Annotated in this window: 19 protein-coding genes; 7 read left to right on the forward strand and 12 right to left on the reverse strand. The window is 68.5% G+C overall.

From position 1 onward, the window contains the following. Complete coding sequence (alaS, locus tag ACW17Y_RS12675; RefSeq protein WP_492036048.1) at window positions 1–2,673, forward strand: alanine--tRNA ligase; 2,673 nt, start codon at window positions 1–3, stop codon at window positions 2,671–2,673. Here the strand turns inward: alaS and ACW17Y_RS12680 are convergent. Then, window positions 2,670–4,268: a serine hydrolase domain-containing protein gene (locus ACW17Y_RS12680; RefSeq protein WP_492036049.1), complete on the reverse strand. Its 1,599-nt coding sequence runs from the start codon at window positions 4,266–4,268 to the stop codon at window positions 2,670–2,672. The genes alaS and ACW17Y_RS12680 overlap by 4 nt on opposite strands. A gap of 115 nt (window positions 4,269–4,383) precedes the next feature. Between ACW17Y_RS12680 and ACW17Y_RS12685 the strand changes: the two genes are divergently transcribed. Further along, window positions 4,384–6,174, forward strand: a complete 1,791-nt coding sequence (locus ACW17Y_RS12685) for a DUF885 domain-containing protein (protein WP_492036050.1) — start codon at window positions 4,384–4,386, stop codon at window positions 6,172–6,174. Here the strand turns inward: ACW17Y_RS12685 and ACW17Y_RS12690 are convergent. The 3 genes from ACW17Y_RS12690 to ACW17Y_RS12700 form a co-directional block, all read right to left on the reverse strand. Beyond that, window positions 6,171–6,728 carry a DUF2939 domain-containing protein gene (locus ACW17Y_RS12690; protein ID WP_492036051.1) on the reverse strand — a complete coding sequence of 186 codons (558 nt, stop codon included), beginning with the start codon at window positions 6,726–6,728 and terminating at the stop codon, window positions 6,171–6,173. The two genes, ACW17Y_RS12685 and ACW17Y_RS12690, sit on opposite strands and share 4 nt — an antisense overlap. Further along, window positions 6,725–7,321, reverse strand: a complete 597-nt coding sequence (locus tag ACW17Y_RS12695; RefSeq protein WP_492036052.1) for a DUF2939 domain-containing protein — start codon at window positions 7,319–7,321, stop codon at window positions 6,725–6,727. Before ACW17Y_RS12695 ends, ACW17Y_RS12690 begins: the two co-directional genes overlap by 4 nt. A gap of 122 nt (window positions 7,322–7,443) precedes the next feature. After that, window positions 7,444–8,664, reverse strand: coding sequence for an NADP-dependent isocitrate dehydrogenase (locus ACW17Y_RS12700; RefSeq protein WP_492036053.1), 1,221 nt, complete (start codon window positions 8,662–8,664; stop codon window positions 7,444–7,446). Window positions 8,665–8,856: 192 nt separating this feature from the next. Between ACW17Y_RS12700 and ACW17Y_RS12705 the strand changes: the two genes are divergently transcribed. The 3 genes from ACW17Y_RS12705 to ACW17Y_RS12715 all read left to right on the forward strand — a co-directional run bounded on the left by ACW17Y_RS12705 (window position 8,857) and on the right by ACW17Y_RS12715 (window position 11,194). Then, the gene (locus ACW17Y_RS12705) at window positions 8,857–8,991 is read left to right on the forward strand and encodes a hypothetical protein (RefSeq protein ID WP_492036054.1); all 135 of its coding nucleotides are present in this window, start codon (window positions 8,857–8,859) and stop codon (window positions 8,989–8,991) included. 191 nt (window positions 8,992–9,182) lie between these two features. Next, window positions 9,183–10,283 (forward strand): DUF1176 domain-containing protein, encoded by a 1,101-nt coding sequence (locus tag ACW17Y_RS12710; protein WP_492036055.1) that lies wholly within the window; start codon window positions 9,183–9,185, stop codon window positions 10,281–10,283. Continuing rightward, complete coding sequence (locus ACW17Y_RS12715; RefSeq protein WP_492036056.1) at window positions 10,280–11,194, forward strand: NAD(P)/FAD-dependent oxidoreductase; 915 nt, start codon at window positions 10,280–10,282, stop codon at window positions 11,192–11,194. The genes ACW17Y_RS12710 and ACW17Y_RS12715 overlap by 4 nt, the downstream gene beginning before the upstream one ends. Here ACW17Y_RS12715 and ACW17Y_RS12720 read toward each other — a convergent pair. Both ACW17Y_RS12720 and ACW17Y_RS12725 read right to left on the reverse strand, forming a co-directional pair. Beyond that, window positions 11,191–12,987 carry a DUF885 domain-containing protein gene (locus ACW17Y_RS12720; RefSeq protein ID WP_492036057.1) on the reverse strand — a complete coding sequence of 599 codons (1,797 nt, stop codon included), beginning with the start codon at window positions 12,985–12,987 and terminating at the stop codon, window positions 11,191–11,193. The two genes, ACW17Y_RS12715 and ACW17Y_RS12720, sit on opposite strands and share 4 nt — an antisense overlap. Beyond that, a complete protein-coding gene (locus tag ACW17Y_RS12725; RefSeq protein WP_492036058.1) occupies window positions 12,987–14,813 on the reverse strand; it encodes a DUF885 domain-containing protein in 1,827 nt (608 codons plus the stop codon). The genes ACW17Y_RS12720 and ACW17Y_RS12725 overlap by 1 nt, the downstream gene beginning before the upstream one ends. 350 nt (window positions 14,814–15,163) lie before the next feature. On the opposite strand from ACW17Y_RS12725, the gene ACW17Y_RS12730 reads away from it, so the two are divergent. Beyond that, window positions 15,164–16,084: a LysR substrate-binding domain-containing protein gene (locus ACW17Y_RS12730; protein ID WP_492036059.1), complete on the forward strand. Its 921-nt coding sequence runs from the start codon at window positions 15,164–15,166 to the stop codon at window positions 16,082–16,084. Here ACW17Y_RS12730 and ACW17Y_RS12735 read toward each other — a convergent pair. The 6 genes from ACW17Y_RS12735 to ACW17Y_RS12760 all read right to left on the reverse strand — a co-directional run bounded on the left by ACW17Y_RS12735 (window position 16,071) and on the right by ACW17Y_RS12760 (window position 24,223). Continuing rightward, on the reverse strand, window positions 16,071–17,852 hold the full coding sequence (locus ACW17Y_RS12735) for a DUF885 domain-containing protein (protein WP_492036060.1): 1,782 nt from the start codon (window positions 17,850–17,852) through the stop codon (window positions 16,071–16,073). The genes ACW17Y_RS12730 and ACW17Y_RS12735 overlap by 14 nt on opposite strands. Before the next feature lie 94 nt (window positions 17,853–17,946). Further along, window positions 17,947–20,007 (reverse strand): cell cycle histidine kinase CckA, encoded by a 2,061-nt coding sequence (gene cckA / locus ACW17Y_RS12740; protein WP_492036061.1) that lies wholly within the window; start codon window positions 20,005–20,007, stop codon window positions 17,947–17,949. Between the two features lie 41 nt (window positions 20,008–20,048). After that, window positions 20,049–21,119, reverse strand: coding sequence for a flagellar biosynthesis protein FlhB (flhB, locus tag ACW17Y_RS12745; protein WP_492036062.1), 1,071 nt, complete (start codon window positions 21,117–21,119; stop codon window positions 20,049–20,051). Then, on the reverse strand, window positions 21,112–21,891 hold the full coding sequence (gene fliR / locus ACW17Y_RS12750; protein WP_492036063.1) for a flagellar biosynthetic protein FliR: 780 nt from the start codon (window positions 21,889–21,891) through the stop codon (window positions 21,112–21,114). The genes flhB and fliR overlap by 8 nt, the downstream gene beginning before the upstream one ends. 9 nt (window positions 21,892–21,900) lie before the next feature. Then, complete coding sequence (gene fliQ / locus ACW17Y_RS12755; RefSeq protein WP_425987983.1) at window positions 21,901–22,164, reverse strand: flagellar biosynthesis protein FliQ; 264 nt, start codon at window positions 22,162–22,164, stop codon at window positions 21,901–21,903. Window positions 22,165–22,414: 250 nt separating this feature from the next. Then, the gene (locus ACW17Y_RS12760; RefSeq protein WP_492036064.1) at window positions 22,415–24,223 is read right to left on the reverse strand and encodes a hypothetical protein; all 1,809 of its coding nucleotides are present in this window, start codon (window positions 24,221–24,223) and stop codon (window positions 22,415–22,417) included. Between the two features lie 92 nt (window positions 24,224–24,315). On the opposite strand from ACW17Y_RS12760, the gene ACW17Y_RS12765 reads away from it, so the two are divergent. Continuing rightward, window positions 24,316–25,467 (forward strand): acyltransferase family protein, encoded by a 1,152-nt coding sequence (locus tag ACW17Y_RS12765; RefSeq protein ID WP_492036065.1) that lies wholly within the window; start codon window positions 24,316–24,318, stop codon window positions 25,465–25,467. The last annotated feature ends 42 nt before the right edge of the window (window positions 25,468–25,509 follow it).

The following is a 25,509-nucleotide window of genomic DNA, read 5'->3' on the forward strand; positions in this document are numbered from 1 at the left end:
ATGGCCAGCCTGAAACAGATCCGCTCGACCTTCCTCGACTATTTCGCGGCCGACGGTCACGCGCGTGTGCAGTCCGCGCCGCTGGTCCCACAGAACGATCCGACGCTGATGTTCGTCAACGCGGGCATGGTGCCGTTCAAGGACTATTTCACGGGCGCCGCGACCCCGCCCTACCCGCGCGCCACCTCGTCGCAGAAATGCGTCCGCGCCGGCGGCAAACACAACGATCTGGACAACGTCGGCTACACCGCCCGCCATCTGACCTTCTTCGAGATGCTGGGGAACTTCTCCTTCGGCGACTATTTCAAGGAACACGCCATCGACCGGGCGTGGAACCTCGTCACCAAAGACTACGGCCTCGACCCGAACCGCCTGCTCGTCACCGTCTATATCGACGACGATGAGGCCGCCGCGATCTGGAAAAAGGTCACCGGCTTCGGCGACGACAAGATCATCCGCATCGCCGGCTCGGACAATTTCTGGGCCATGGGCGACAACGGCCCCTGCGGCCCCTGCACCGAGATCTTCTGGGACTACGGCGACCACATCGCGGGCGGCCCTCCCGGTTCGCCGGACGAGGACGGCGACCGCTATGTGGAGATCTGGAACAACGTCTTCATGCAGTTCGAGAAGGAGAACGACGAGATCGTTCGCAGCCTTCCCAAGCCTTCGGTCGACACCGGCATGGGACTGGAGCGGATGACCAGCGTGCTTCAGGGCAAGAACTCGGTCTTCGACACTGACCTGTTCCAGACCCTGATCGCCGCTTCCGAAGACGCCACCTCGACGAAGGCCGAGGGTGACCGCGCCGCCAGCCACCGAGTCATCGCCGACCACCTCCGCTCGTCGTCCTTCCTGATCGCCGACGGCGTCACCCCGTCGAATGAGGGTCGCGGCTACGTCCTGCGTCGCATCATGCGGCGCGCCATGCGTCACGCCCACCTGCTCGGCGCCGCCGATCCCCTGATGCACCGTCTGGTTCCGACGCTGGTCTCCGAGATGGGCGAGGCCTTCCCGGAGCTCGGCCGCGCCCAGGCCTCCATCGAAGACACGATGAAGCAGGAGGAGATCCGCTTCCGCACCACCCTCGGTCGCGGCATGGGCCTTCTGGACGAAGCGACCAGCGGCCTGTCGGACGGCGGCGTCATCTCGGGCCAGACCGCCTTCACCCTCTATGACACCTACGGCTTCCCGCTCGACCTGACCCAGGACGAGGCCCGCCGTCGCGGCCTGACCGTCGACAACGACGCCTTCGAGGCGGCGATGGCCCAGCAGCGCGAGCGCGGCAAGGCCAACTGGAAGGGCTCGGGCCAGACCGCCTCGGCCGGCGAATGGCTGTCGCTCCGCGACCGCCTCGGCCCGACCGTCTTCACCGGCTATGACGCCATCGAAGGCTCGGGCGAGGTCCTGGCCATCGTGCGCGGCGGCGAATCCATCGACGCGCTCGAGCCCGGCCAGACCGCAGAGGTGCTGTTCGACCAGACCCCCTTCTACGGCGAAGGCGGCGGCCAGACCGGCGATCGCGGCGAGGTCGAATGGACCGACGCTTCCGGGCAGCAAGGCTTCGGCGTCATCCTCGACGTCCAGAAACACGCCGGCGGCGACCTCTACGCCCACAAGATCGAGATCGAATCCGGCACGCTCACCATCGGCGCCCGCGCCCAGCTGCGCGCCCATGCCGAACAGCGTCTGACCACCCGCGCCAACCACTCCGCCGCCCACCTGGTGCACGCGGCGCTGAAGAATGTGCTCGGCCCGCACGTGGCCCAGAAGGGTCAGCTGGTCGATGCCGAACGCATGCGGTTCGACTTCAGCCACAACGCCCCGGTCACCGAGGAGCAGCTGGCCGCCATCGAGACCGAGGTGAACGCGGTCATTCGCCAGAATGTCCCGGTCACGACCCAGCTGATGACGCCCCAGGATGCCATCGACGCCGGCGCCGTCGCCCTGTTCGGCGAGAAATACGGCGACGAGGTCCGCGTCGTCACCCTCGGCCGCGCCCTGACGGGCGACAACAACGGCCCCTACTCCGTCGAACTGTGCGGCGGCACCCACGTCGCCCGCACCGGCGACATCGCCCTGTTCAAGATCACGGGCGAGACCGGCATCGCCGCCGGTATCCGTCGCGTCGAGGGCGTCACCGGCGAGGCCGCGCGCCAGTACCTCCTCGCCCAGGCCGGCGTCGCAAGGACGCTCGCCCAGTCGTTCAAGGTCCAGCCCCTGGACGTCCCCGCCCGCGTCGAGGCCCTCTCGGCCGAACGCAAGGCGCTGGAGAAACAGGTCGCCGACCTGAAGAAACAGTTGGCCCTGGGCGGCGGCGGCGCATCGGCCAATGCCGCGCCGGAAGAGATCAACGGCATCAAACTGATCGCCCGCATCCTCGACGGCGTCGATGGCAAGGGCCTGCGCGGCGTGGCCGAGGAGTTCCGCACCCAGGTCGGCTCCGGCGTCGTCGCCCTGATCGGCGTCACCGACGGCAAGGCGGCGGTCACCGTCGCCGCGACGTCTGACGTCACCGACCGCGTCAACGCCGCCGACCTCGCCCGCGCCGCCGTTATCGCCATGGGCGGCCAGGGCGCGGGCGGCAAGGCCGACTTCGCCCAGGGCGGGGCGCCTGACGGGTCGAAAGCCGAGGACGGACTGGCTGCGGTGCGCGCTGCTCTGGCCGGCTAACCGACCCGCCGGAACACGATCCCGCGCGACCGGTCGACGGTGATCCGCAGCGCGACCGGCGCTCCGGACGAATCACGGTCGATCAGGATCTCGCCCTGGGGGAAGGCCAGCGCCTCGCCCCGGGTCGCCGTCACGGCCTGCGGTCGCGCGTTCGGGAACTGAAGGGTCAGTCCGCCCTGATCCCCGGCCCGGATCCGCGCCGTGGCCAGGGCTTCGTCGCTTCGCCAGTCGCCGATCAGGCTTGAGACGATCCCGGCGTCCAGGGCAGGCGCCGCCGGGCGCTGGTACCGGATGCGCCGCCCCTGGGCGTCCATCCGCTCAAACCGGTCCGGCCCGTCGAAGATCAGGACGTCGTCGCCCAGGTTGAACCGCCCTCCCTCCCCGGCGATCACCAGCCGCCCGTCGGCAGTCCGGGCCACCCCGTCGACCGCGGCGATGGCCAGAAGCTCTCCCGTCTCATCGCTCACGAAATCCCCGGTCGGCGGCAGCACCACGCGTGGCAGGACCGGCGGCGCCAGTTCGGGCGCGAAGGCCACGACGGTTCGCAGCGCCAGCGCCCCGGAGTTCACGTCGGCGGCGTTGCACAGCAGGGCCAGGGACAGATGCTGGTCCGGATAGAAGCCGAGCCAGGCCCGGTAGCCGGCCGTCGCCCCTGCGTGCGAGACCTCACGCCGCCCCGGCTCGCCCGACACGAACAGACCCGAGGCATAGGAGATGGCCCGCCCGTCGTTCAGCACGCCCGGACGCAGCATTTCGGCCATGAAGACCGGGCCGAACCGCCCCTCGTCCAGGGCCCGGTTCCAGATCAGCAGATCGCCGACCGTGGTCAGCAGACCGCCGTTTCCGTGCGCATCCTCCAGCGGCATGTCCGCTCGCCAGCGACCGGCCCTGTCGCGGCCATAGGCGGTCGCCCGCCCCGGGACCACGGCGGCGTAATCGTCGCGCCATCGGCTGTGGCTCATGCCCAGAGGCTGGAAGAATCGCGCCTCGGTGAAACTCTGGAGGCTCTGCCCTGACACCCGCTCCAGCACGATGGTCAGAAGGTTGTAGTTCGAGTTCGAATAGATGAACTCCGCTCCGGGCACGTTGTTGAGGGCGCGCTGGCGGATAATGACGTCCAGCACCCGCGCATTGGTCATATAGCGCTGCCCGCGCGGCCAGCCCTCGATCGCGACCATCGCCCCCCAGTCCCGGAGGCCGCTGGTGTGGTTCAGCATCTGCCTGAGAGTGATGGGCGTACCGTAGTCGGGCAGTTCCGGCACATGTCGACGCACGTCGTCGTCCAGGGACAGTCGGCCGTCCAGCGCCAGCATGACGATCCCCGCCGCGACGAACTGCTTGGCGACCGACCCCGCCTCAAAGACAGTCTGGTCGGTGGCGCGCACCCCATGCTCCAGATTGGCCATGCCATAGGCGCGGGTCAGCAGGGTGACGCCGTCCCGCTCGACCGCAACCGCGCAGCCGGGCGTCTCGTCGCCGCTCCACGGCGCGAAGGCCGCGTCCGTGTCCGCCGACGGATCGCGCGCCTGGGCCGAAGCCGCGCCCGCGCCCAGGGCGAGGATCAGGCCGAGGGCGGTCAGGGGGATGTGTCGCATGGTGGAAGCCTCCGTGGCCGCAGTTGCGATGGCGGCCGTCCCCGGGTCAAGCCCGGCGCCCATTGACCTCGCCCCCCTCTTCCGTCCCCATGCCGCCCTCATTCGGGGATCGCTCATGAATCGCTTCGTCGTCGCCGCAGTCGCGGGCCTGCTTCTGTCCAGTCCGGCCATGACTGCCGACGCCCAGACGCCGCCTGCCGCGACGGCGACGACCGCAGAAAACCCCGCCCTCGCCTCCATCATCGCCGACTACGACGCCTGGCAGCTCAGCCTCAACCCGATCCAGGCCGCGCGTGAAGGGGACCAGTCGGCCAAGTCCCGACTGTCGGACCAGTCCCGCGCCGCCGAGGTCGCCCGCCTCGAACCTCTGAACGAATTCAGGCGCCGCCTCGCCGCCATCGACGCCTCGACCCTGTCGTCCAACGACGCCCTGAACCGGGACTTCCTCGCCAACATCGTCGACCGGTCGATCGAGTCCATCGGCCTCGACGGCGGCCGCCTCGCCTTCAACTCCGAAGGCGGGCCGGGACAGAGCGCCGGCTTCCTCGCCGCCGGCACCCGGATCACCAACCGCGCCGACGCCGACGCCTGGCTGGCGCGGCTGAGCCTCCTCCACACATGGTACGACGAAGGCCTGGCCGACGCCCGGCGCGGGCTCGAGACCGGCTTCGTCCAGCCGAAATCCGTCGTCGAAAGCGCGCTGACCATCTTCCGCAACGAGGCCGCCTTCACGCCCGCGACCGACCCGCTGCTGCGCCCGTTCGCCACCCTCCCCGCGACCATCCCGGCCGCCGATCAGGAGGTCCTGCGCGCCCGCGCCGCCGCCATCGTCGCCGAACAGATCGTCCCGCGCCGTCAGGCCTGGGTCGACTTCACCGCCAACGAATACCTGCCCGCCGCCCCGGCCGGGGTCGGCATCGGCTCTCGCCGCGGCGGTCGCGAATTCTACGCCTTCGAGGCGCGCCGCTACACCACCACCGACCTCACTCCCGACCAGATCCACCAGATCGGCCTCGACGAGGTCGCCCGCATCCGCGCCCGCATGGACACCGAGATGCGCGCCTCCGGGTGGACCGGAGACTTCGCCGGCTTCCTGAACCACCTGCGCACCGATCCGCAGTTCTACGCCACCTCGCGCGAGGACATGCTGGAGAAGGCCTCGGAGATGGCCAAGCGGGCCGACGGCGGCTTGCCGGCCCTGTTCCGCACCCTGCCGCGCCTGACCTACAACGTCCGGCCCGTGCCCCTGGACATCGAGGACAACTATACGACCGGTCGCTACAACGGCGGCTCACTCGAGGAGGGAACGCCCGGCGGCTATATCGTCAACACCGGCAAGCTCGATCAGCGACCGCTCTACGAACTGCCCGCCCTGACGCTGCATGAGGCCGTCCCCGGCCATCACCTGCAGATCGCCCTGCAACAGGAGGCCGCCGCCGGCCCCGCCTTCCGCCGCAACGCCGGCGTCACCGCCTTCACCGAGGGCTGGGGCCTGTATTCGGAGTTCCTCGGCGAGGAGATGGGCTTCTACCGCACGCCCGAGGAGCGGTTCGGCCGCCTCAGCTACGAGATGTGGCGCGCCTGTCGCCTCGTCGCCGACACCGGCATGCACTGGATGGGCTGGACCATCGAACAGGCCCGCGCCTGTTTCACCGACAACTCCGCCCTGTCGCCGCACAACATCGAGACCGAGCTTCAGCGCTACATCGGCTGGCCCGGCCAGGCCCTCGCCTACAAGATCGGCGAGATCCGCCTGCGCGCCATCCGCACCCGCGCCGAACAGGCGCTGGGCGAACGGTTCAGCGTCCGCGACTTCCACGACGCCCTGCTGGTCGACGGCCCCCTCCCGCTGGACCTGCTGGACCGCCGCATGGACGCCTGGATCGCGGCGCAGCAGGCGCGCTAGGCGGCGGGTGCGTCCGGCAAGTCGATTCCTGACAGCTTCCAGCCGAACAGCCCCTGCCGTGTGAGCAGCAGCTTCAGCTTTTCGTCCGGCCGATCCGGATCGGTCAGGCCCAGCACGAAGGTGTTCAGGTCGCGATAGGCGTAGCTCTGGCGGATGTCCTGATCCTCGCCCTCCGGCTCGGGCGTGCGGGCCGTCGCGGCGTCGGCCGGGTCAGGCGTGTCGGCCGTGCGGACCATGGCCGCGATGGTCGGGGCGTTGACCAGGGCGTCCACCGCGCCGCCGACCAGCATGGGCGCCAGCATCATGCCCAGACCGCCCAGCCCGCTGTTGCGGACATCGGGATCCGCCTCGGCCTCGGCCATCAGTCTGGCGGTCAGTTCGTCCTTCAGGCTGTCGCGGAAGGCGGGAAAGTCGACCAGCCGTTCCAGCGCCGCCTCGTCCCCGGCCTTGGCCGCCGTCACCAGGGCGTTCACCGTCAGGATCGGCGATCCGAAGTAGACGACGACAAACGCGACGACCGCCAGGACCACAACGCCTTTGATCAGGCCCTTCATCGTTTCGTCTCCGGAGCGGGGGTGACCGGCGCAACACGCGCAGGCGTTTGAGGGGTGGCGCCGTCAGGCAGGCCGATGTGGACAAGCTTCCATTCGAACGCGCCCTTGCGCTCGAAGGTGAAGACCGTGTCCGACCCTCCCTCGTCCGTCACGGCCATGCGGGCGCGGTTGATCCCCCAGTAGACCGGCTTGGGCCAGGGCGGCGGTTGTGTGTCGGTCTCCAACGTAGCGGTGCTGCGCACCGCGGCGTATCGGCCCTCGGCCCGGGTCAGGCCGTCGATGGCGTCGGGGGTCAGATAGGCGTCGGGGTTCGGCCCCTGCGGCGCGGCGGCGTCCTCGAACTGGCGGCGGAAGGCGCCGATCGGGTCGTTCATGAAGGAGGGCGGCGGGGTCAGGGCCTCGGGCCGGCCCGACAGCTGGGGTCGCAGGGACGCGCGCACGGCGTCGAAATCCATCAACCGCTGCAGCCCGGCGACATCGTCCGACTGCGCCGCCGAGCGGATGCCGAAGAAGGCCACGGCCGGAGCCGCGAAGAAGCTGATCCCCGCGAGCGCGATGGCGGCCAGCACCAGATTGCCGAATACCCTTTTCACCGGTGGTCTCCCCTCCTCCGACGCAAACGCCATCAATGCACGTCGGGGCTCACCGCTCAAACGAAACCCCGCCGGAGAAGCTCCGGCGGGGTCGAAAGATTCGATCGGTGATCGAGGAAGCGTTAGCCGACGTTCGGCAATGCCTTCTTCAGATTCTCGGCGACCTTGTCGAGGAAGCCCTCGGTGGTCAGCCAGCCCTGCTGATCGCCGACCAGCAGCGCCAGATCCTTGGTCATGAAGCCGGCCTCGACGGTGTCGACGACGACCTTTTCCATCGTCTCGGCGAACTGCAGCAGCTCGGCGTTGTCGTCCAGCTTGGCGCGGTGCTTGAAGCCGGCCGTCCATGCGAAGATCGAGGCGATCGAGTTGGTCGAGGTGGCCTCACCCTTCTGGTGCTGGCGGAAGTGACGGGTCACGGTGCCGTGGGCGGCCTCGGTCTCCATCACCTTGCCGTCCGGCGTCATCAGGACCGAGGTCATCAGGCCCAGCGAGCCGAAGCCCTGCGCGACCACGTCGGACTGCACGTCGCCGTCGTAGTTCTTGCACGCCCAGACGAATCCGCCCGACCACTTGATGGCCGCGGCCACCATGTCGTCGATCAGGCGGTGCTCGTAGGTCAGGCCGGCGGCCTTGAACTTGTCCGCGTATTCGGCGTCGAAGACTTCCTGGAAGATGTCTTTGAAGCGGCCGTCATAGGCCTTGAGGATCGTGTTCTTGGTCGACAGATAGACCGGGAAGTTGCGGTTCAGGCCGTAGCTGAACGAGGCGTGGGCGAAGTCGCGGATCGAGTCGTCGAGGTTGTACATGCCCATGGCCACGCCGGCCGACGGGAACTGGAACACCTCGTGCTCGATGACCTTTCCGTCGTCGCCGGTGAAGGTCATCATCAGCTTGCCGGGGCCGGGAACCAGGAAGTCGGTGGCCTTGTACTGGTCGCCGAAGGCATGACGGCCGACGACGATCGGCTGGGTCCAGCCCGGAACCAGACGGGGCACGTTCTGGCAGATGATCGGCTCGCGGAAGACCACGCCGCCCAGGATGTTGCGGATCGTGCCGTTCGGCGACTTCCACATCTTCTTCAGGCCGAATTCCTTCACCCGCGCCTCATCGGGGGTGATGGTGGCGCATTTCACGCCGACGCCGTGCTTCTGGATGGCGTGGGCGGCGTCGATCGTCACCTGGTCGTCGGTGGCGTCGCGGTGCTCCATGCCCAGGTCGTAGTAGTCCAGTTCGACGTCAACGAACGGGAAGACCAGCTTGTCCTTGATCCACTGCCAGATGATGCGGGTCATTTCGTCGCCGTCGATGTCCACGATGGGATTGGCGACCTTGATCTTGGCCATGTGGCTTCGTCCTGTTCTGCAAGTTTCGGGAGGTGGCGGCGGTATAGCGACCACGGGCGCGCGAGGCAAAGGGCGAGGCGTCCGGTATTAACCCTGCCCCGAAAAAGCCGCCTGCGGTCAAGTTGAACCCCGACCGGTCGGGCCGGTTCTGTCCGGCGGAAGGGCGTGCCCGGTTCCAGAGGGATACGCCGAATGAACGATGAGACCGAACGCCTGATTCAACGCTGGATCATCGCCTTTTGCGAAGTGCCGATCCTGGTCGACGTGGAACTGATGCGGGCCGTTCTCGCTGATGTCGACGCCAGGCAGGAGACGACGACCCCATGAACGGGACCACAGTCAGGACACTACGCCCGGCCGGATCGTCCGCAAGCTGACGACACCCCCCGACCATCAAGTCCCACACGGTTGCGGCGACCTCAGATAACCCCGAGTATCGGGTCGAGAGCGGCAAAGTCGGCGCGCACAGGCCGTCGGGGCTGCGCAAGGCCTGACCGGCCTGCGACAGGGGAAATGGAATGCGTCTGATCGCACTGATGGCCTTGGCGGCCTTGCTGGCCGCGTGCGGTGATGACCAGTCCGCCAGGGCCGATGCCAAGGGTCGCGCGCGAGCCCTGGCCGGAAGCGCTGACGCCGGAGAGGGAAATCCGAACGAACGGACGTTCCGGGACTGGCTCGCCGTTTGCGACAACATCGGGACCTGCCACGCCTTCGGCCATGCCACCGAGGGGGCCGGCTGGGTCCGGATCACCATGCCGGCCGGACCGGATGCCCGACCACAGGTCGTCGTCGGCTTCTGGCCGGAAAGTGGATCGTTCGACGGCCCGGTGACCGCACGGATCGACAACAACACCTTCAACGGCCTGACGGCGGCGACCGGCGAGGACGCCCTCCCCGTCGCGACGGTGGATCCTGAACTCGTGCGAAGCCTGATCGACGAGATGGCCGAGAGCCAGACCATGTCCTTGGGCGCCGGTTCGGAGAGCGTGCCCATTTCGCTCAGCGGCGCCGCCGCCTCCCTGTTGTGGATCGACGAGCATCAGGGCCGGCTGGGCACGACCACCGCCCTGATCCGCAAGGGGTCGCGCCCGGCCTCCGCCGCGCCCGCAGCCACCCCTCCCCCCCGCGTGACCCCGGCTCCCGCCGTGTCCCAGGCCGGATACGGCGATCAGGAGGGCCAGACCCTGCCCGCGGCGCTGGAGGCCCTGCCGGCCGTGGTCCAGTGCCGGGCCGACACCGCCTTCAACCCATCCCTGCAGACGGTGATCTCCTCGGCCCGGCTGGATGCGAACACCGTCCTGTGGGGCGTCCCCTGCGGCGCGGGCGCCTACAATCTGATCACCGGCTATTTCACGACGACGCCCCGGGGGACCGATCCGCGCCGCCTGACCTTCCCGACCGCCGCCGGCGAACACGAGGCGTTTCTCGTCAACTCTGCCTTCGATCCGGCGACCCGGGTCCTCGACGCCTTCAACAAGGGACGCGGCCTTGGCGACTGCGGCATGGCCGACAGCTGGGCCTGGACGAGTCAGGGCTTCGTTCTGAAATCGTCGTCTGCGATGTCCGAATGCTGGGGCGTCCCCAGCGACTATTGGCCCGCGTCCTGGGTCAGCGAATGACCGATGCACAGGCCGACATCGACGTCCTGATCGTCGGGGCGGGTCCCGCCGGCCTGACCGCCGCGACCTATCTGACCCGTTTCCTGCGCTCTGTGCTGATCGCCGACGGCGGCGCCCCGCGCGCCGGCTGGATCCCGCTCAGTCACAACATGCCGGGCTTTCCCGCCGGCATCACCGGCGACGCCATCCTATCCCGCATGCGCGAGCAGGCGGAAGAATACGGCGCGCGGATCGAGGCCGGTCGCGTCGAGACCCTCCGGCATGACGGCGACCTTTTCGTCGGTTCTCTGAACGGACGCGAGATCCGGGCGCGGGCGGTCCTGCTGGCGACGGGAGTGATCGACCACCACCCCGACCTGCCGGGCGTGGAACGCGCCATCGAGCGCACTCTGGTCCGCATCTGCCCCATCTGCGACGGCTACGAAGTGACCGGCAAGGCCGTCGCCGTCATCGGCCACGACGACAAGGGGGTGCGCGAGGCCGCCTTCCTGCGCACCTATTCCGACCGGGTGACCCTGATCCACGTCGGCGCAACTGACGCCCTGACCGAACGCGAGGCCCTTGTCCGCCTCGGTATCGAACTGGTCGAGACGCCGATCGAAAAGGTGCGTCTCGAAGGCGACCGCGTCACCGCCCTGTGCTGGAACGGTCAGTATCAGGCCTTCGACCTCGTCTATTCCGCGCTCGGGACCTCACCCAACGCCGAACTGGCCCAGTCCCTCGGCGCCCGCCTCGCCGACGACGGAGGGCTCGAAGTCGATCTGCACCAGAAGACCAGCATCGCCGGCCTCTACGCCGCCGGCGACGTCGTGCGCGGCCTCAACCAGATCGCCGTCGCCACCGCCGAGGCCGCTGTCGCCGCGACCGACATCCACAACACCTTGCGGCAGCAGGACGGCCAGACCGTCTAGGCGAAGGCCGCCCGCACCCGTCGCTCCAGCACCGTCAGCGGCATGCGACCGCCATCCAGCACCGCAGAATGGAACCGCTTCAGATCGAAGTTCGGACCCGTCTTCAGCTCTTCCCGCAGCCCGGTGATCGCGATCTCTCCCATCTTGTAGGAACAGGCCTGACCCGGGGCGGAGCAATAACGGTCGATCTCGGTCTCGTTCGGATCACCGACATTCTCGGCCATGTAGCGAATGGCCTCTTCGCGGCTCCAGCCCTTGGCGTGCAGACCGGTGTCCACCACGAGGCGACAGGCGCGGAACAGGAAGCTCTCCAGATAGCCGATGCGGCCGAAGGGATCGCCTTCGTAGAGGCCGAGCTCATCGGCAAGCCGCTCCGCATACAGGCCCCAGCCCTCGCCATAGGCGGAGAAGCCGACCGTCTTGCGATACAGCGGCAGGTTCGCCGACTGCAGCGCCAGCGCGCCTTCGAACAGATGCCCCGGCGCCGCCTCGTGATAGGTCAGGGTCTTCAGCGTCCAGCGCGGCCAGTCCGCCGTGTCCTTCAGGTTGATGAAGTAGATCCCGGGCCGGCTCCCATCCAGACTGCCGCCCTGGGCATAGCCGCCGGGGGCGCCGGCCTCGATCGCGGGCGGGACGCGCTGGACCAGGAACTCGCTGGTCGGAACACGGGCAAACACCTCCGGCATGCGGGCGCGAACGCGCTCCATCTCGGCGTTGACGTAGGTCAGCAGGTCGGCCCGACCCGCGTCCGTATTGGGCCAGACGAACCGCGCCTCGGTCCGCAGCGCCGCCATCCGCTCGGCGACAGTGCCCCGGGTATAGCCCTCGGCCTTCAGCAGGGCGTCGGCCTGAGACTGGATGTCGGCCACCTGGTCCAGACCCAGCTGATGGATCTCGGCTGCCGCAGAGGTCGTGGTCGTATAGGCCTTCAGGTTCAGGGCGTAATAGGACTGGCCGTCCGGCCGCCCGCCGATCCCGGCGTCATGGACCGCCTCGACCCGCTGACGCCGCAGCTCTGCGATCTGCCGCTCCAGCGCCTGTTTCACCGGCCCGTCCAGAAGGGTTTCGGCCCGGCCGACGTGGTCGCCCTCGATCCCCGCCTCGGCCATCTTGCGGGCTAGGCTGCGCACCATCGCCTGGTCGGTTCCGGGCTGATCCCGCAGCGCGGTCAGCTGGGCGATGGCCTTGTCGAGGATGAAGTCCGGCGCGACCATCCCCATGCCCGCATGGGCCTGGCTGCGTTCGGTGTCCCCATCGAGAGAGGCCGGGAAGGCGCTCAGCCTTTCGATGAAGGCGTCGGCGTCCTCGCGCGTCTTCACCGGATGGGTGGTGTCGAGGAAGCTCGGCACGTCGACATAGGCGCCGTTGATCTGGCTGACGACATAGGGGGTCCGCCGCCAGCTGTCGGCTGTGTGCCAGCCAAAGCCGGCGGACTCGGCCGCGATCTCCTTCTGGAACGACAGCACGTCGTAGCTCGCCCGCCCCTCGGCCGAGAGGGCGGCCGGATCGATCGTCTGAAGCTCCTGCAGCCTTTCGCGCGCCCGAACCGCCTCCTGCTCGGCGGCGGCCAACGACCGGTCATCCAGCCGGCTCCGCAGCCCCGCCCGCTCGCCGACATCAAGCCCCAGCGCCGTCGCTCCCTGCGGCGCCCCATCCATATCCTCATCGAACTGGCGCGACAGGATGGCGTCCAGCCGCGCGTCCTCGTCCGCGCGGGCGAAGGCCAGGGACGGCAGGGCGGCGAGACCCGCTCCCGCGGCGGCGGAGACGAGCAGTCGGCGACGATCGATCATCAGGCGGCCGCCTGCGCTGCGGTCCATTCGGTGATGACCCGCTCAAGCACCGTCAGGGGAACACCGCCGGTGTTCATGCCCGCGTCGTGGAAGGCCTTGATGTCGAACCGGTCGCCCAAGGTCGCCTTAGCCGTCTCGCGCAGCTCGACCCATTTGGTGTGACCCAGTTTGTAGGAGCAGGCCTGCCCCGGCCAGACGCAGTAGCGCTCGATCTCGGTGGTGACCGCGCTCTCGGCGTCGCCCAGCGCGTCGACCATGAACCGGATCGCCTGCTCCCGGCTCCAGCGCTTGGCGTGCATGCCGCTGTCGACAACCAGGCGCGTGGCCCGGAACATCAGGGACTGGAGATAGCCGATCTTCCCGTAGGGATCGTTCTCGTACATGCCGATCTCGTCGGCCAGCTGTTCGGCATACAGGCCCCAGCCTTCCGAATAGGCCGAGAAGCCCAGCACCTTCATCAGCAGCGGCGTATTGGCCCGCTCCTGCGCCAGGGCGATCTGGTGGTGATGGCCCGGCACCGCCTCGTGATAGGTCAGGGTCGGCAGCTGCAGCCTTGGCCACTCGGCCGTGTCGCGCAGGTTGATGTAGTAGATGCCCGGCCGCGACCCATCCAGCGCGGGCGAGTTGTAGTAGCCGCCCGGCGCCCCGGCCTCGATCGCCTTGGGCACGCGCCGGATCTCGACGGCGGCCTGCGGCAGGCGACCGAAATACTGCGGCATGCGACGGCGCACCTCTTCCGTCTGGGTATTGAGGTCGCGCAGGAGCTGCTCCTTGGCCTCATCCGTATTCGGATAGCGCTGGGCCGGGTCTTCGCCGAGCGCCTTGATCCGCGCGCCGACCGACCCCTGCGTCAGCCCCTGCGCCTTCAGCAGGCCGTCGGCTCGGGCGGACAGTTCGGCTAGTTGCGCCAGACCGATCTCGTGGATCTCGTCGCCGGACAGATTGGTCGTCGTGTAGCTCCGGATGCCGAAGCGGTAAAAGTCATCGCCGTCCGGCAGACGCCAGACGCCGGCGTCGTGGGTCGCCCCGGCCTGACGCGCACGCAGCGCATCCGCCTGACGGGTCAGGGCGGGGAAGACGGCGTCGTTGACGATGGTCTCGGCGCGCGAGCCCCAGTCGCCGGCGATCGACTTCTCGCCCGTCCTCCGGACCACCGACTGAACCAGGGTCGTTCCGGCCGCGCCGGGCGACATCAGCGATTCCATCTGACCGAGCGTGCGGGCGATGACGAAATCAGGCGGGACCGCCCCGGCCTCGAACTCGGCTTCGATCCGCGCCGTCTCCTGATCGAGAGCTGTGGCGAAAGCCGAGACGCGGCTCAGATAGGCCTCGGCGTCCTCGGCCGTCTCGATCGAATGCTGACTGTCGAGGAAGTCCGGGATGCCTTGGTAGGAACCGGTCAGCTGGCTGACGCTGTAGGGCGACGGGCTGAACCCGCCGCCGTAGGGGAAGTCGTAGCCGAGCATGGCGGTGTCGCCGAAATACTCGAGCGAGTCGTACCACACCTTCTCGTCGGTGCTCAGGGCGGCGCGGTCGACGGCTTTCAGGGCGGTCATCTGCCCGCGGAAGGTCGCCTTGTCCGCATCGATCTTGGCCTGGGACCGGTCGTCGAGCTGCGCCTTCTTCGGCGCGTTCGGCCCCTTGTCGAAGCCCAGCGAGGTCAGCAGCTCCGGAGACGTCATCAGCGTCTCCTGAACGATCGAGTTCATTACCGCCGTGAAGGCGGCCGATGCCGTTCCGGCCTGGGGCCGGGCGATGACCTGCCCGGCGGCCATCAGGCTGGCTCCGGCGGCGGCGGTGAACATCAGGCGGCGGCGGTCGATCATGGCGGGCTCCCGAAAACAACGAGCCGCATTGGTCATCAACCGCGCCGCCGGGACAAGCGGCTGTGTTCAGAAATCGATCAGGCCGACCAGCCGCTGGGCGAGTGATTGCTCCAAGGCGTCACCACGCTCGTCAAACGGCGCCGCGCGGCCGTCGTCCGGGTGCGACGCCTGGGGAAACCGTCCAGGACGGCCAGAACGAGAGCCAGCCACCCCCACGCGGCTTCCTTATGCTTACGATGAATCTCTTCCATGGCGGCCTCCTGTGCCGATTGCCTTCGATATTGAACATATCGGCTTGACAGCGCCCGTTCGCAAACCAGTAGTATGACGGGTCAGCCCTAGGTGTCCTTATGCGTGATCCGCTCGCCGGCCTGCCCCTTTCGTCGATTCGCGTGTTCGAGGCGGCGGCGCGTCTGAACAGTTTCACCCGCGCGGCGGAGGAACTCGGCATGACCCAGGCGGCGGTCAGCTGGCAGATCAAGGCGCTGGAGACGCGGCTGGGGTTCAGCCTGTTCCGGCGACTGCCGCGCGAGGTTCAGCCGACCGAACAGGGCGAGCGGCTGTCGCGGGCGGCGACCGAGGCCATGACCATTTTGCGCCGGGCCTTCGCCGAGGTGACCGAGGCGGATCAGGGGGTGCTGTCGATCACCACCCTGACGACCCTGGCGACCCAGTGGCTGGCGCCGCGGCTCGGGGCATTTCAGGTCGCCAATCCGGGGCTGGCCGTCAGGCTGGACACGAGCCCGACCATCATCGACCTCGCGCGCGAGAACATGGATATCGCGCTCAGGTCAGGCGACGGCGACTGGCCCGGGGTCGAATGCGCCCTGCTGATGCCCAGCGTCTTCACCCCCCTGTGCAGCCCGACCCTCTGCGAGCGGCTCAGGCTGAAGGATCCGGCCGATCTGGTCGACGCGCCCAGGGTCGGGGACGAGAAGGAATGGGCGGCATGGTTCGCCTGCGCCGGGGTCACGACGGGGGCGACGCCTGCCTCGCGGCTGAGGGCCGACATCCAGGGGCTGGAGGTGGCGGCGGCCATGGGCGGTCAGGGGATCGCCCTGGGGTCGCCCATCCTTTTCGCCCGCGAGATCAAGGCGGGCCTGCTGGTCCGACCGTTCCGGCAGACGGTGAGACTGTCCGAAGGCTATTTCATCGCCTGGCCCGAGGATCGCCGGCGGTCGCCCAAGATCGCGCGGTTCCGCGACTGGCTGCTGGCCGAGGCGGCGGCCGATCCCGACATCGCCGCCGAGATTGCGCTTACGCCCGCATGATGCCCTGAAGCACCGCCAGCGGCACCGAGCCGTTGAGCAACATCCGGTCGTGGAAGGCCTTGATATCGAAGCCCGGCTTCGCTTCCGCTTCCTGACGCAGGCCCTCGATGACGGTCTGGCCCAGCTTGTAGGAGCAGGCCTGGCCCGGCCAGACGATGTAGCGATCGACCTCGGACTGGGCGGCGTTGGCGGGGGTGGCGGCCTCGGCGATCATGTAGGCGATCGCCTGTTCACGGCTCCAGCGCTTGTCGTGCAGGCCGGTGTCGACGACCAGGCGGACGGCGCGGAACAGATAGGCCTGCAGATAGCCGATCCGGCCCAGCGGGTTGCCCTCGTACATGTTCAGGTCGTCGGCGGCGACGCGTTCGGAATAGAGGGCCCAGCCCTCATTGTAGGCCGAGAAGCCGCTGGCCCGGCGATAGATCGGCAGGGTCCCGGCCTCGCGGGCGACGGAAATCTGGAAGTGATGACCCGGCACCGCCTCGTGATAGGTCAGGGTCGGCAGCGACCATTTCGGCCGGTTCGCCGTGTCGCGCAGGTTGATGTAGTAGGCGCCCGGTCGCGAGCCATCCAGCGACGCCGCCTGATAGTAGCCGCCCGGCGCGCCGATCTGGATCGACACCGGCACGCGCCGGATCTCGACCGGCGCCTGGGGCAGGGTCGAGAAGACCTCGGGCAGGCGCGGGGTGATCGCCGCGACCATGTCGTTGAGCGAGGCGATCAGGGCGACCTTGCCCTCGTCGGTGTTGGGCCACAGGTGCTGCGGGTCCTGACCGAGCGCATTGACCCGCTCGCCGACCGTGCCCCCGGTCATGCCCAGGCTCTTCAGGATGGTGTCGATCTCGGCCTGGATCGAGGCGACCTGTTGCAGGCCGATCTCATGGATCTCGGCGCCGGTATAGGTCGTGGTCGTGTAGCCCCGTATGCCGAGATTATAGAGCCGCTCGCCCTGCGGCAGCCGCCAGACGCCGACGTCGGTCGAGGCGTCCGGCCGCTGGGCCTCGAAGACCGCGATCTGGCGGGTCAGGGCCGGCCTGATCTCTTCATCGACGATGACAACGGCGCGGGCGCCCCAGTCGCCGGAGATCGCCTTCTCGCCCGTCTTGCGGACCAGGGCCTGCACCATGGCCATCTCGGCGGCGGCGGTGTCGCGCAGCGTCTTCAGCTGCGTCAGGGTCTTGTCCATGATAACGGCCGGCAGGGTGATGCCCGCCCCGGCGTCCGCCTCAAGCCGGGCGTTTTCCTGATCGAGCTGGACCGCGAAGGCCTTCAGCCGCGACAGGAAGGCCTCGGCATCGGCCGCGCTCTCCAGCCGGTGCTGGTTGGTCATGAAGTCAGGAACGTTGAAATAGGCGCCGCCGTTCTGGGCCACGACATAGGGCGAACCGGCGAAGGGCAGTTCGGCGCGCATCGCGGCGGTCTCGGCCTGGAACTGCGAGACGGCCAGGGTGACCTTCATGCTGTCGGACAGGTTGGTGGTCGGCCAGTCCCTGATGCGGTTCCAGCGGGCGATATCCCGCGCCTTGTCTGCCTCCTCCGCCTCAAGGCTCAGGTCAGCGAACTGTGCGGCCAGATGGGCCCGGTCGTCCTTGTCGATGCCCAGGCTGGTGGCGAAGGTCGGGTTGCGCTCGACGTTGTCGTAGAACCATTCGCCCAGCAAGGCGTCGAGGGCGGCGTCCTGTTGCGACTGGGCGAAGGCCGAAACCGGCAAGGCGGCGAGCAGGCCGGCCCCGGCGGCGGAGAACATGAGGCTGCGGCGATCGAGCATGGCTAACTCCGGAACTGGGTCCGGCCGCATAGGGTAGGAAGCGGGGCCGGGAGGCAAGGGGCGGTCAGTTCCTCCTCCCAGAGGCAGGGTCGCTTCACCCCGGCCGCAGTTCCTGCTTCACCCGCTCTGCAAGCGTCTTGATGTCCAGCGGCTTGGGCAGGAAGGACACGCCGGTCTCGTCCTGCAGCAGGTCGGAGAAGTCGCTCTCGGCATAGCCGGAGATGAACATGACCGGGGCGTCGCCGAGATACTGGCGAGCCTTCTTCAGCAAGGACGGTCCATCCAGACCGGGCATGATGACGTCCGAGATCATCATATCGATCTGACCGGCCCACTCTTCGGCCAGGGCCAGGGCCTCCTCGCCGTCGGCGGCCTCGATGACCTCGTAGCCACGCTGGCGCAGCAGGCGGGCGGCGATGCCGCGCACGGCGGCCTCGTCCTCGACGAACAGGATGCGGCCGTTGCCGGACAGGTCGCGCGGGGCGGCCTTGACCTTGGCCTCGACCGGGCCGGCCTCGATCAGTTCCTGTTCCGAGGCGGCGGGCAGGAAGATGCGGAAGGCGGCGCCCGCCCCTTCCAGATTGGCCACGCCGATATGACCGCCGGCCTGCTGGACGATGCCGTAGACGGTGGCCAGGCCCATGCCCGTGCCCTCGTTGACCGCCTTGGTGGTGAAGAAGGGTTCGAAGATCTTGTCGAGCAGTTCGGTCGGAACGCCGGGACCGGTGTCGGAGACCTCGATCAGGGCGCTGTCGCCCTCCGGCGCCTCATGCCAGCCCAGCGCGCGCGCGTCGGCCTGGGTCAGCCGCAGGGTCTTGATCGTGACCACGCCGGCGCCGGGCTCGACCACGCCGCGCATGGCGTCGCGGGCGTTGACGGCCAGATTCATGACCGCCGTCTCCAGCTGGGACTTGTCGGCCAGCACCACCGGCAGGTCGCGGCCGTAGTCGGTTTCCAGCCGCACGTCCTCGCGCAGCAGACGCCGCAGCAGGACCGCGAACTCCCCGACCAGTTCGCCGAGGTCGAGACGTTCGCGGCGGACGGTCGATTTGCGCGAGAAGGCCAGCAACTTCCGCACCAGATCGGCGGCGCGGATGCCGGTCTGGCGGATCTGGTTCAGCCCGTCATAGGACGGATCGCCGACCGGGTGGCGCTCCAGCAGCTCTGACAGCTGCAGCTGGATGGCGGTCAGCAGGTTGTTGAAGTCGTGGGCCACGCCGCCGGCCAGCTGGCCCACGGCCTGCATCTTCTGGGCCTGCGACAGCTGCAGCTCCATCGACTTCTGGGCCGAGACGTCGAACAGCCAGACGCGCCGCTTGTCGCCTTCCGGGGCGACATAGAGATGCAGCATCCTGTCGGGGTGAGCGCGGGCGATCAGCTCGATCGGGCCGGTCGATCCGGCGGCGATCCGGTCGCGAGCCTCGATCACCCCGGCCGGGTCGAACAGATGACCGAAGGCGGCGTCGCGGGCCGAGGCGGGACCGGTCAGGGTGGCGAGCGCCGGGTTCGCCTCCTCGGCACGACAGGAGAAGATGTCGTCGCCGGCAATGACCGCAGAGCCGAACGGCGCCCCGGCCGCCATGGCGCGGGCGTCACCGGCAGATGCGGCATAGGCGGGCGCGGCGACGGCGGTCGGGGTGCTGCTGAGGGTCGCCTCGGGCGCCTCGCGAACGAGGAACCGCCCCTCCCCGGCCTGGCCGATCAGGACTTCGATCTCGCGCTCGCCGATCAGGACGATGGCGCGGCCCTGCTGCCCGGACCTGGCCTGGGCGAAGGCCATGTAGAGGGCCTGGGCGGACTTGCCTTTCGGCAGGTTGACGGTCGCCCCGTTCTGGGAGGCCCAGGCTCCGTTGTAGGCCAGCACGGCGCCGGACGCCCAGACCAGGGCGGCGGGCTCGGCCATGGCGTCGAGCATCTCGACCGCCACATCCCCGGCGGGCCGGTCGCTGCTTCGGACCTCGATCCGGTTGAGGGCGAACAGTCCCATCAGGGCGACGGCCGCCACGGTGACCAGCAGGATCATGTGCGGCGTCGTGAGGGGACCGGCCTGGAAGGCGGGCCAGGCCAGGGCGGCTATGGCCACGGCGAAACCGACCGCCATCAGGATCACGGTGATGTCGAACTTCGGCGCCGAGGGCGCGCTGGAGACGGTCATGGCAAGGCAGCCCCGCGAATCAGTGGGCTGATCATACAGCGCTATCGCCGCTTCCGCTTCTGCATGACGAAGCCGATGACCCTGGCGGCGGCTTCGAAGTGTTCGCGCGGGATGGTCTCGTCGATGTCGACGGCGGCGTAGAGGGCGCGGGCGAGCGGCACGTTCTCGACAATGGGCACATCGTGCTCGCGCGCGACCTCGCGGATGCGCAGGGCGAGGGCGTCGACGCCCTTGGCCACGCAGACCGGAGCCGCGTCGCCGGCCTCGTAGCGCAGGGCCACCGAATAGTGGGTCGGGTTGGTGACGATGACCGTGGCCTTGGGCACGTTCTGCATCATCCGCTGGCGGCTGCGCTGCATGCGGATCTGCTTCAGCTTGGCTTTGACGTGCGGATCGCCCTCGGTGTTCTTGTACTCTTCCTTGACCTCTTCCTTGGTCATCCGCTGGCGTTTGGCGAAGCGCATCTTCTGCCAGATGAAGTCGGCCCCGGCGCCCAGAACCAGAAAGACCAGGGTCGAGGCCATCAGGGCGATCATCATGTCGCGCGCGAGCGGAAGGATGGCCGCCGGCGACATGGCCGCCATGTTCTCGAACTCGCGGGCGTGGGGCTTCAGCACCATCCAGCAGATGACCGACACGGCGATCAGCTTGGCGAAGGTCTGGGCGAACTGCATCAGACCGTCGGGGCCGAAGATGCGCTTGAGCCCGCCCATCGGGCTGACCTTCTCCCATTTGGGCTTCATCTTCTCGGCCGAGAACAGGAAGCCGGACTGGAAGACATTGCCGCCGACGCCGCCGACGATGGTGGCCAGCATGACAGCGCCCAGGAAAGGGGCAGCGGCCCAGATGGCGTTCATGCCGATCTCGACGCCCGCTCCCGCCTCAAGCCCGCCGATCAGCAGGTGGGGCGAGGCGATAAACGGCATGAAGGCCTCGGCCATCGAGGTGGCGAAATAGCCGCCGCCCATGACGATGACGGCGGTGGCGCCGAGCAGACTGAGGGCCGGGGCGACGTCGGCGGATTTCGCGACGTCGCCCTTTTTTCGCGCCTCCTCGAGTTTCTGAGGTGTCGCCTCTTCTGTCTTGGAGTCGGGATCCTTGTCGTCAGCCACCGATCTCTCCCGATCCCGAGACGAACAGGTTGGCCAGGGCGCGGTAGCGGTCGATGAAGACCGTTCCCAGCACGCCGAGCGACAGGGCGAAGACCGACAGGCCCAGGATGATGCTGAGCGGGGCGGCGGCGAAGAAGATCTGGAAGGCCGGCATCACCCGCCCGACCAGGCCCGCCGCGAGGTTGAAGATCAGGGCAAAGACGACGACCGGCGCCGACAGCTGGAGGCCCAGCATGAAGCTGTCGGCCACGGTGCGGATGGCCAGCTCGGCAAAGTCGGCGGCGATCAGCGGTCGGGCCGGGGCGATCAGTTCATAGGACCCCACCAGTCCGGCGATGAACAGGTGATGGGTGTTGGTGGCGAAGACCAGCACCGTCCCCAGCAGCATCAGGAAGGCGGCGATGGTGGTGCCCGGCTGGGCCTGCAGCGGGTTGGTCGTCTGGGCGAAGCTGAGCGTGGTCTGGAGCGAGACGATCTCTCCGGCCGTGGCGAGCGCACTGGTGAAGGCCCGCAGGATGACGCCGATCATCAGGCCGGTGATGACCTCGCGGATCACCCACCCCACCGTGGCGCCCAGGCTGTCGGGCAGGGCCGGCAGGGTCCCGCCGATCACGGGCCAAAGGGCCAGCGAGATCACCAGCGCGAGCGACAGCCGGATGCGCGGCGGGACATAGGTCTCGCCGATGCCCGGCAGGGTCAGGATGATGGCGCCGATGCGGGCGAAGATCAGCCCGCCGGCCCAGACCTGATCGGCGGTGGCGTAGGGCTCCATTCAGCCCCGCTACATGCCCGAGATGCGCGCCGCGATGGTCCGCATGAAGGCGCCGAGCAGACCCCCCATCAGCGGCAGGAACAGCAGCAGGGAGATGAAGATGGCGATGATCTTGGGCGCATAGACCAGGGTCTGTTCCTGGATCTGGGTCAGGGCCTGGAACAGGCCGATGCCGACGCCGACGACCAGGCCGACGAGGAGCACGGGCGCGCACAGCTGGATCGTCAGCCACAGGGCGTCGCGGCCCACATCCAGAACTTCCGCGCCGCTCATCGTCCAACCCCAGAAACTACTGGGCAGAAAATGCCGGGAGCGTGGTTAACGGGGGGTTAGCGGCGGCGCTGAGCTGACACAGAATTCCCTTCTCCCCTTGCGGGAGAAAGGTGGCAGCCGAAGGCTGACGGATGAGGGGTCGCACCGTCGGCTGGAGTAGGGGCTGGCAGCGCTGACCTCAAAAGTCAGCGTAACCCCTCATCCGACCTCGCTTCGCTCAGCCACCTTGTCCCGCAGGGAGAGAAGGACCTTAACTCGCCGCCTTCTCGATCTGCTCTTCAGCCTCCCTGCGGCGGCCAAGTCGTTCCAGCGCCGTCGCATGCGCGAGATGCAGTTCAGACCACCTCGGCGCGAACGCCTCCGCCTCGGCGTATTTGGCGGCGGCCTGAGCCCAGAGCCCCTGCGCGGCGAGGGCGTCGCCCCAGCCCTTGAGCGGCTCGGCCCAGCGAGGGCCTCGCGCGGCCGCGTCGCGGAAACGGGTCAGGGCTCGCGCGCTGTCGCCGCGCGCCAGCAGGGCCAGCCCCCGCCGCTGGTAGGCGAACGGCAGGGAGGGCGCGAGACGGATGGCGACGCCGTACTGGCGGTCCGCCTCGGCGCGGAGCCCCCGCGCCTCCAGCACGTCGGCGCGGAAGGCGGCGCAGGCGACATAGCGGTCGCCGCGCACGAAGGCGGCCTCGGCCTGGGCGTAGCGACCGGACAGCCCCTCGGCGAGCCCGAGGAAACACGGCGCCTCGTAGAAGGTGAAGGCGACGTCGGCGTCCGCCTGCCAGAGGACATCGAGCGCCTGGGCGGCGGCGAGGGCTGCAGGGCGGTCGTTCAGGCTGAGGGCGCGGTAGGTCTCTATCATCCGGCGAGCCGCGAGGGTCAGGGGGGCGTCAGGCGTCGCCCCCGCGAGATGCCGCAAGGCGCCGGCGTAATCGTGGCGGCGCCCCTCGGAGTCGGCGAGGGTGATCTCCTGTCCGCCCAGGACGCCCTCCCCGCCGGTCTCGGCAACATCGGCCTCGGCGATCTCGATCGCCCGGGTCCAGTCCTGAAGCAGCAGGAGGTAGTTGGAGCTCTCCATCGGCGTCCCGTTTTCGAGCGAGCTGGCGCTCATCTGCCGCCCCGCACGCGCGGCGGCCTCCTCGCCCTCCGCGTCGAACAGGGTGGCGATCAGCATCTCCCAGACTTCCTGGTCGTCCGGCATGTACTGCAAAGCCAACCGCAGCTTCTCCACAGCCTCGGCGGGCCGTCCCAGAGTCGCCAGCAGAAGCCCCCAGTCATAGGCGAGCTCGCCGCGCGAACCGGCATGGCCGGCATAGGCGCCGGGAATGAACCGCTCTGCATCCTCGTACCGCTGGGTCGCCAGAAGATAGCTCGCGAAGAGTTGGGGTTCGAACCGCCCGTAGATGTATTCCGCCGCCTCGGTGATCAGCCGCGGCATCTCGGATTCCGGCCCCGTGAAGGTGCGGCCGCGCACGCCGTCGGCACGGATGGTCAGGGACACCTCGCCGTCAACGCTGACCGTCAGGGCGCCTCCGATATGGGTCTCCTTGCCGAACCAGCCGCGCAACAGCTTGTCGATCTCGCCGATCGACACGCCGGTCGAGGGCACGACCACCGCCACGTCGCGGGTCCAGTTGAGGGCGACCGCGCGGTTCTCCGACGAATTCCGGGCGTCGGCGCCGATGGTCTGGACCACATCCGACACGTTGCGGGCGATCACCTGTCCGGTGTGTCCGCGTCGCGTCAGGCCGTAGGGGCTATCGAAGGGATCCACGACCACAGCGCGCGAATTCGCGGCGGTCCAGACCATCATGCCGAGCCCGACCACGAAGGCGACCCCGACCAGGGCGGTCATGACGCGCAGGACGAAGCCCATCCGCTCGTTGGAGACCTGGGCCTTGATCAGGCGGCGCTGTTCCTCGACCAGAAGCACGGCCGGGTCGGGCGGACCCATCGTCTCCTCGGTCGACTCCATGGCGTTCTCGGCCATCTCGATGGCGTCGAGGCTTTCAGTCGCCTGCTGACGACGCCGGCCAAGCCGGATGCGTCCCTCGCGCGGATCTTCGTCGGTCATCCAGCCCCCTGAAGCCGGCAGACTAGACCGTTGTTCGCTGACGGCAAAGCGGCCCGGTCCTTGCGGATTTCCCCTCAGAAGAGAGATTTCCAATGGCCTGGACAGCAATTTCGACCCGAAACGAGACACCGCCCATCGCGCGCGGCGGGTGGCTGGATGCGCTCCGTTTCATTGTGGCCTCGATGATCATCCTGCATCACTTCCAGGCGGCAGGCCCGGTTCCGCTGGCGGAAAGCCTGCATCCGGTGTTCGAGCGCGGCGGCTTCCTGCTGACCAACTTCTTCCTGATCGACAGCGGCTATGTGCTGATGCGGGTCTATGGCGGAGCGGTCGGGCGCGGCGCCCTGTCGCCGGGCGACTTCTTCATCAAGCGGTTCCTGCGCGTCTATCCGGCCCATCTGATCATGGGTCTGGCCCTGGTTGCGCTGGTGGTGTTGAGCGCCGCGATCGGCGTCGCGCCGCGCAATCCCGAATGGTTCGCCTGGGACCAGCTGCCCGCGCAACTGACCTTGACGCAGGCCTTCGGCATCCACGGTGGTCTGGGCTGGAACGCGCCGAGCTGGTCCGTCTCGGCCCTGGTCGGCTGCTACGTCCTGTTCCCCTATATCCTGCGGGCGCTGGTGCGGATGGGACCGTGGACGGCGCTGGCCTCGGCGGTGCTGGTCTATCTGCTGGCCAATGCGGCCTGCCATCAGTTCCTCGGCTATCCCGTCTATCAGATGCCGATGAAGTTCGGCTTCCTGCGCGCCCTGCCGCTGTTCGCGCTGGGCATGGCGCTGGCGGTGGTGTCGGAGAAGGTTTTCGTGGCCCCGCGCCTGGCCCGGATCGTCGGCGTCTCGGCCGCGGTAGGTCTGGCCGTGGTCCAGTTCTACGGCAAGAACGCCCTGATCAGCCTGACCTTCATCTCCCTGATCATCCTCGCGGCCGGCGCGATCCCGGTGCTGCGCCCCTCGAAACTGGTCGAACGGGCCAGCGTGGTCTCCTTCTCGATGTTCATCTCGAACGAGGTCGTCCGCATCGCCTGGTTCGGCGTCGCCAATGTCCTGATCGCGAAATACGCCCTGTCCACTGAAGTCCAGTGGGCCATCTGGGGCGCGGGGGTGCTGGCGGCCGTCGGCTTCGCCTTCGCCTTCCATGCCGTCATCGACGATCCGATGCAGACCTGGATCAAGCGCCGGCTGGCGCGCGGTCGTATCCAGCGTCGTCCGGTCGAACAGGGCGCGGTGGTCTCCATCGAGGGGTAGTCAGTCCGCGTCAGACTTCGTCCGCTTGCCCTCCGGGGCAAT

Source organism: Brevundimonas sp. AVps7 (genome assembly GCF_058681545.1).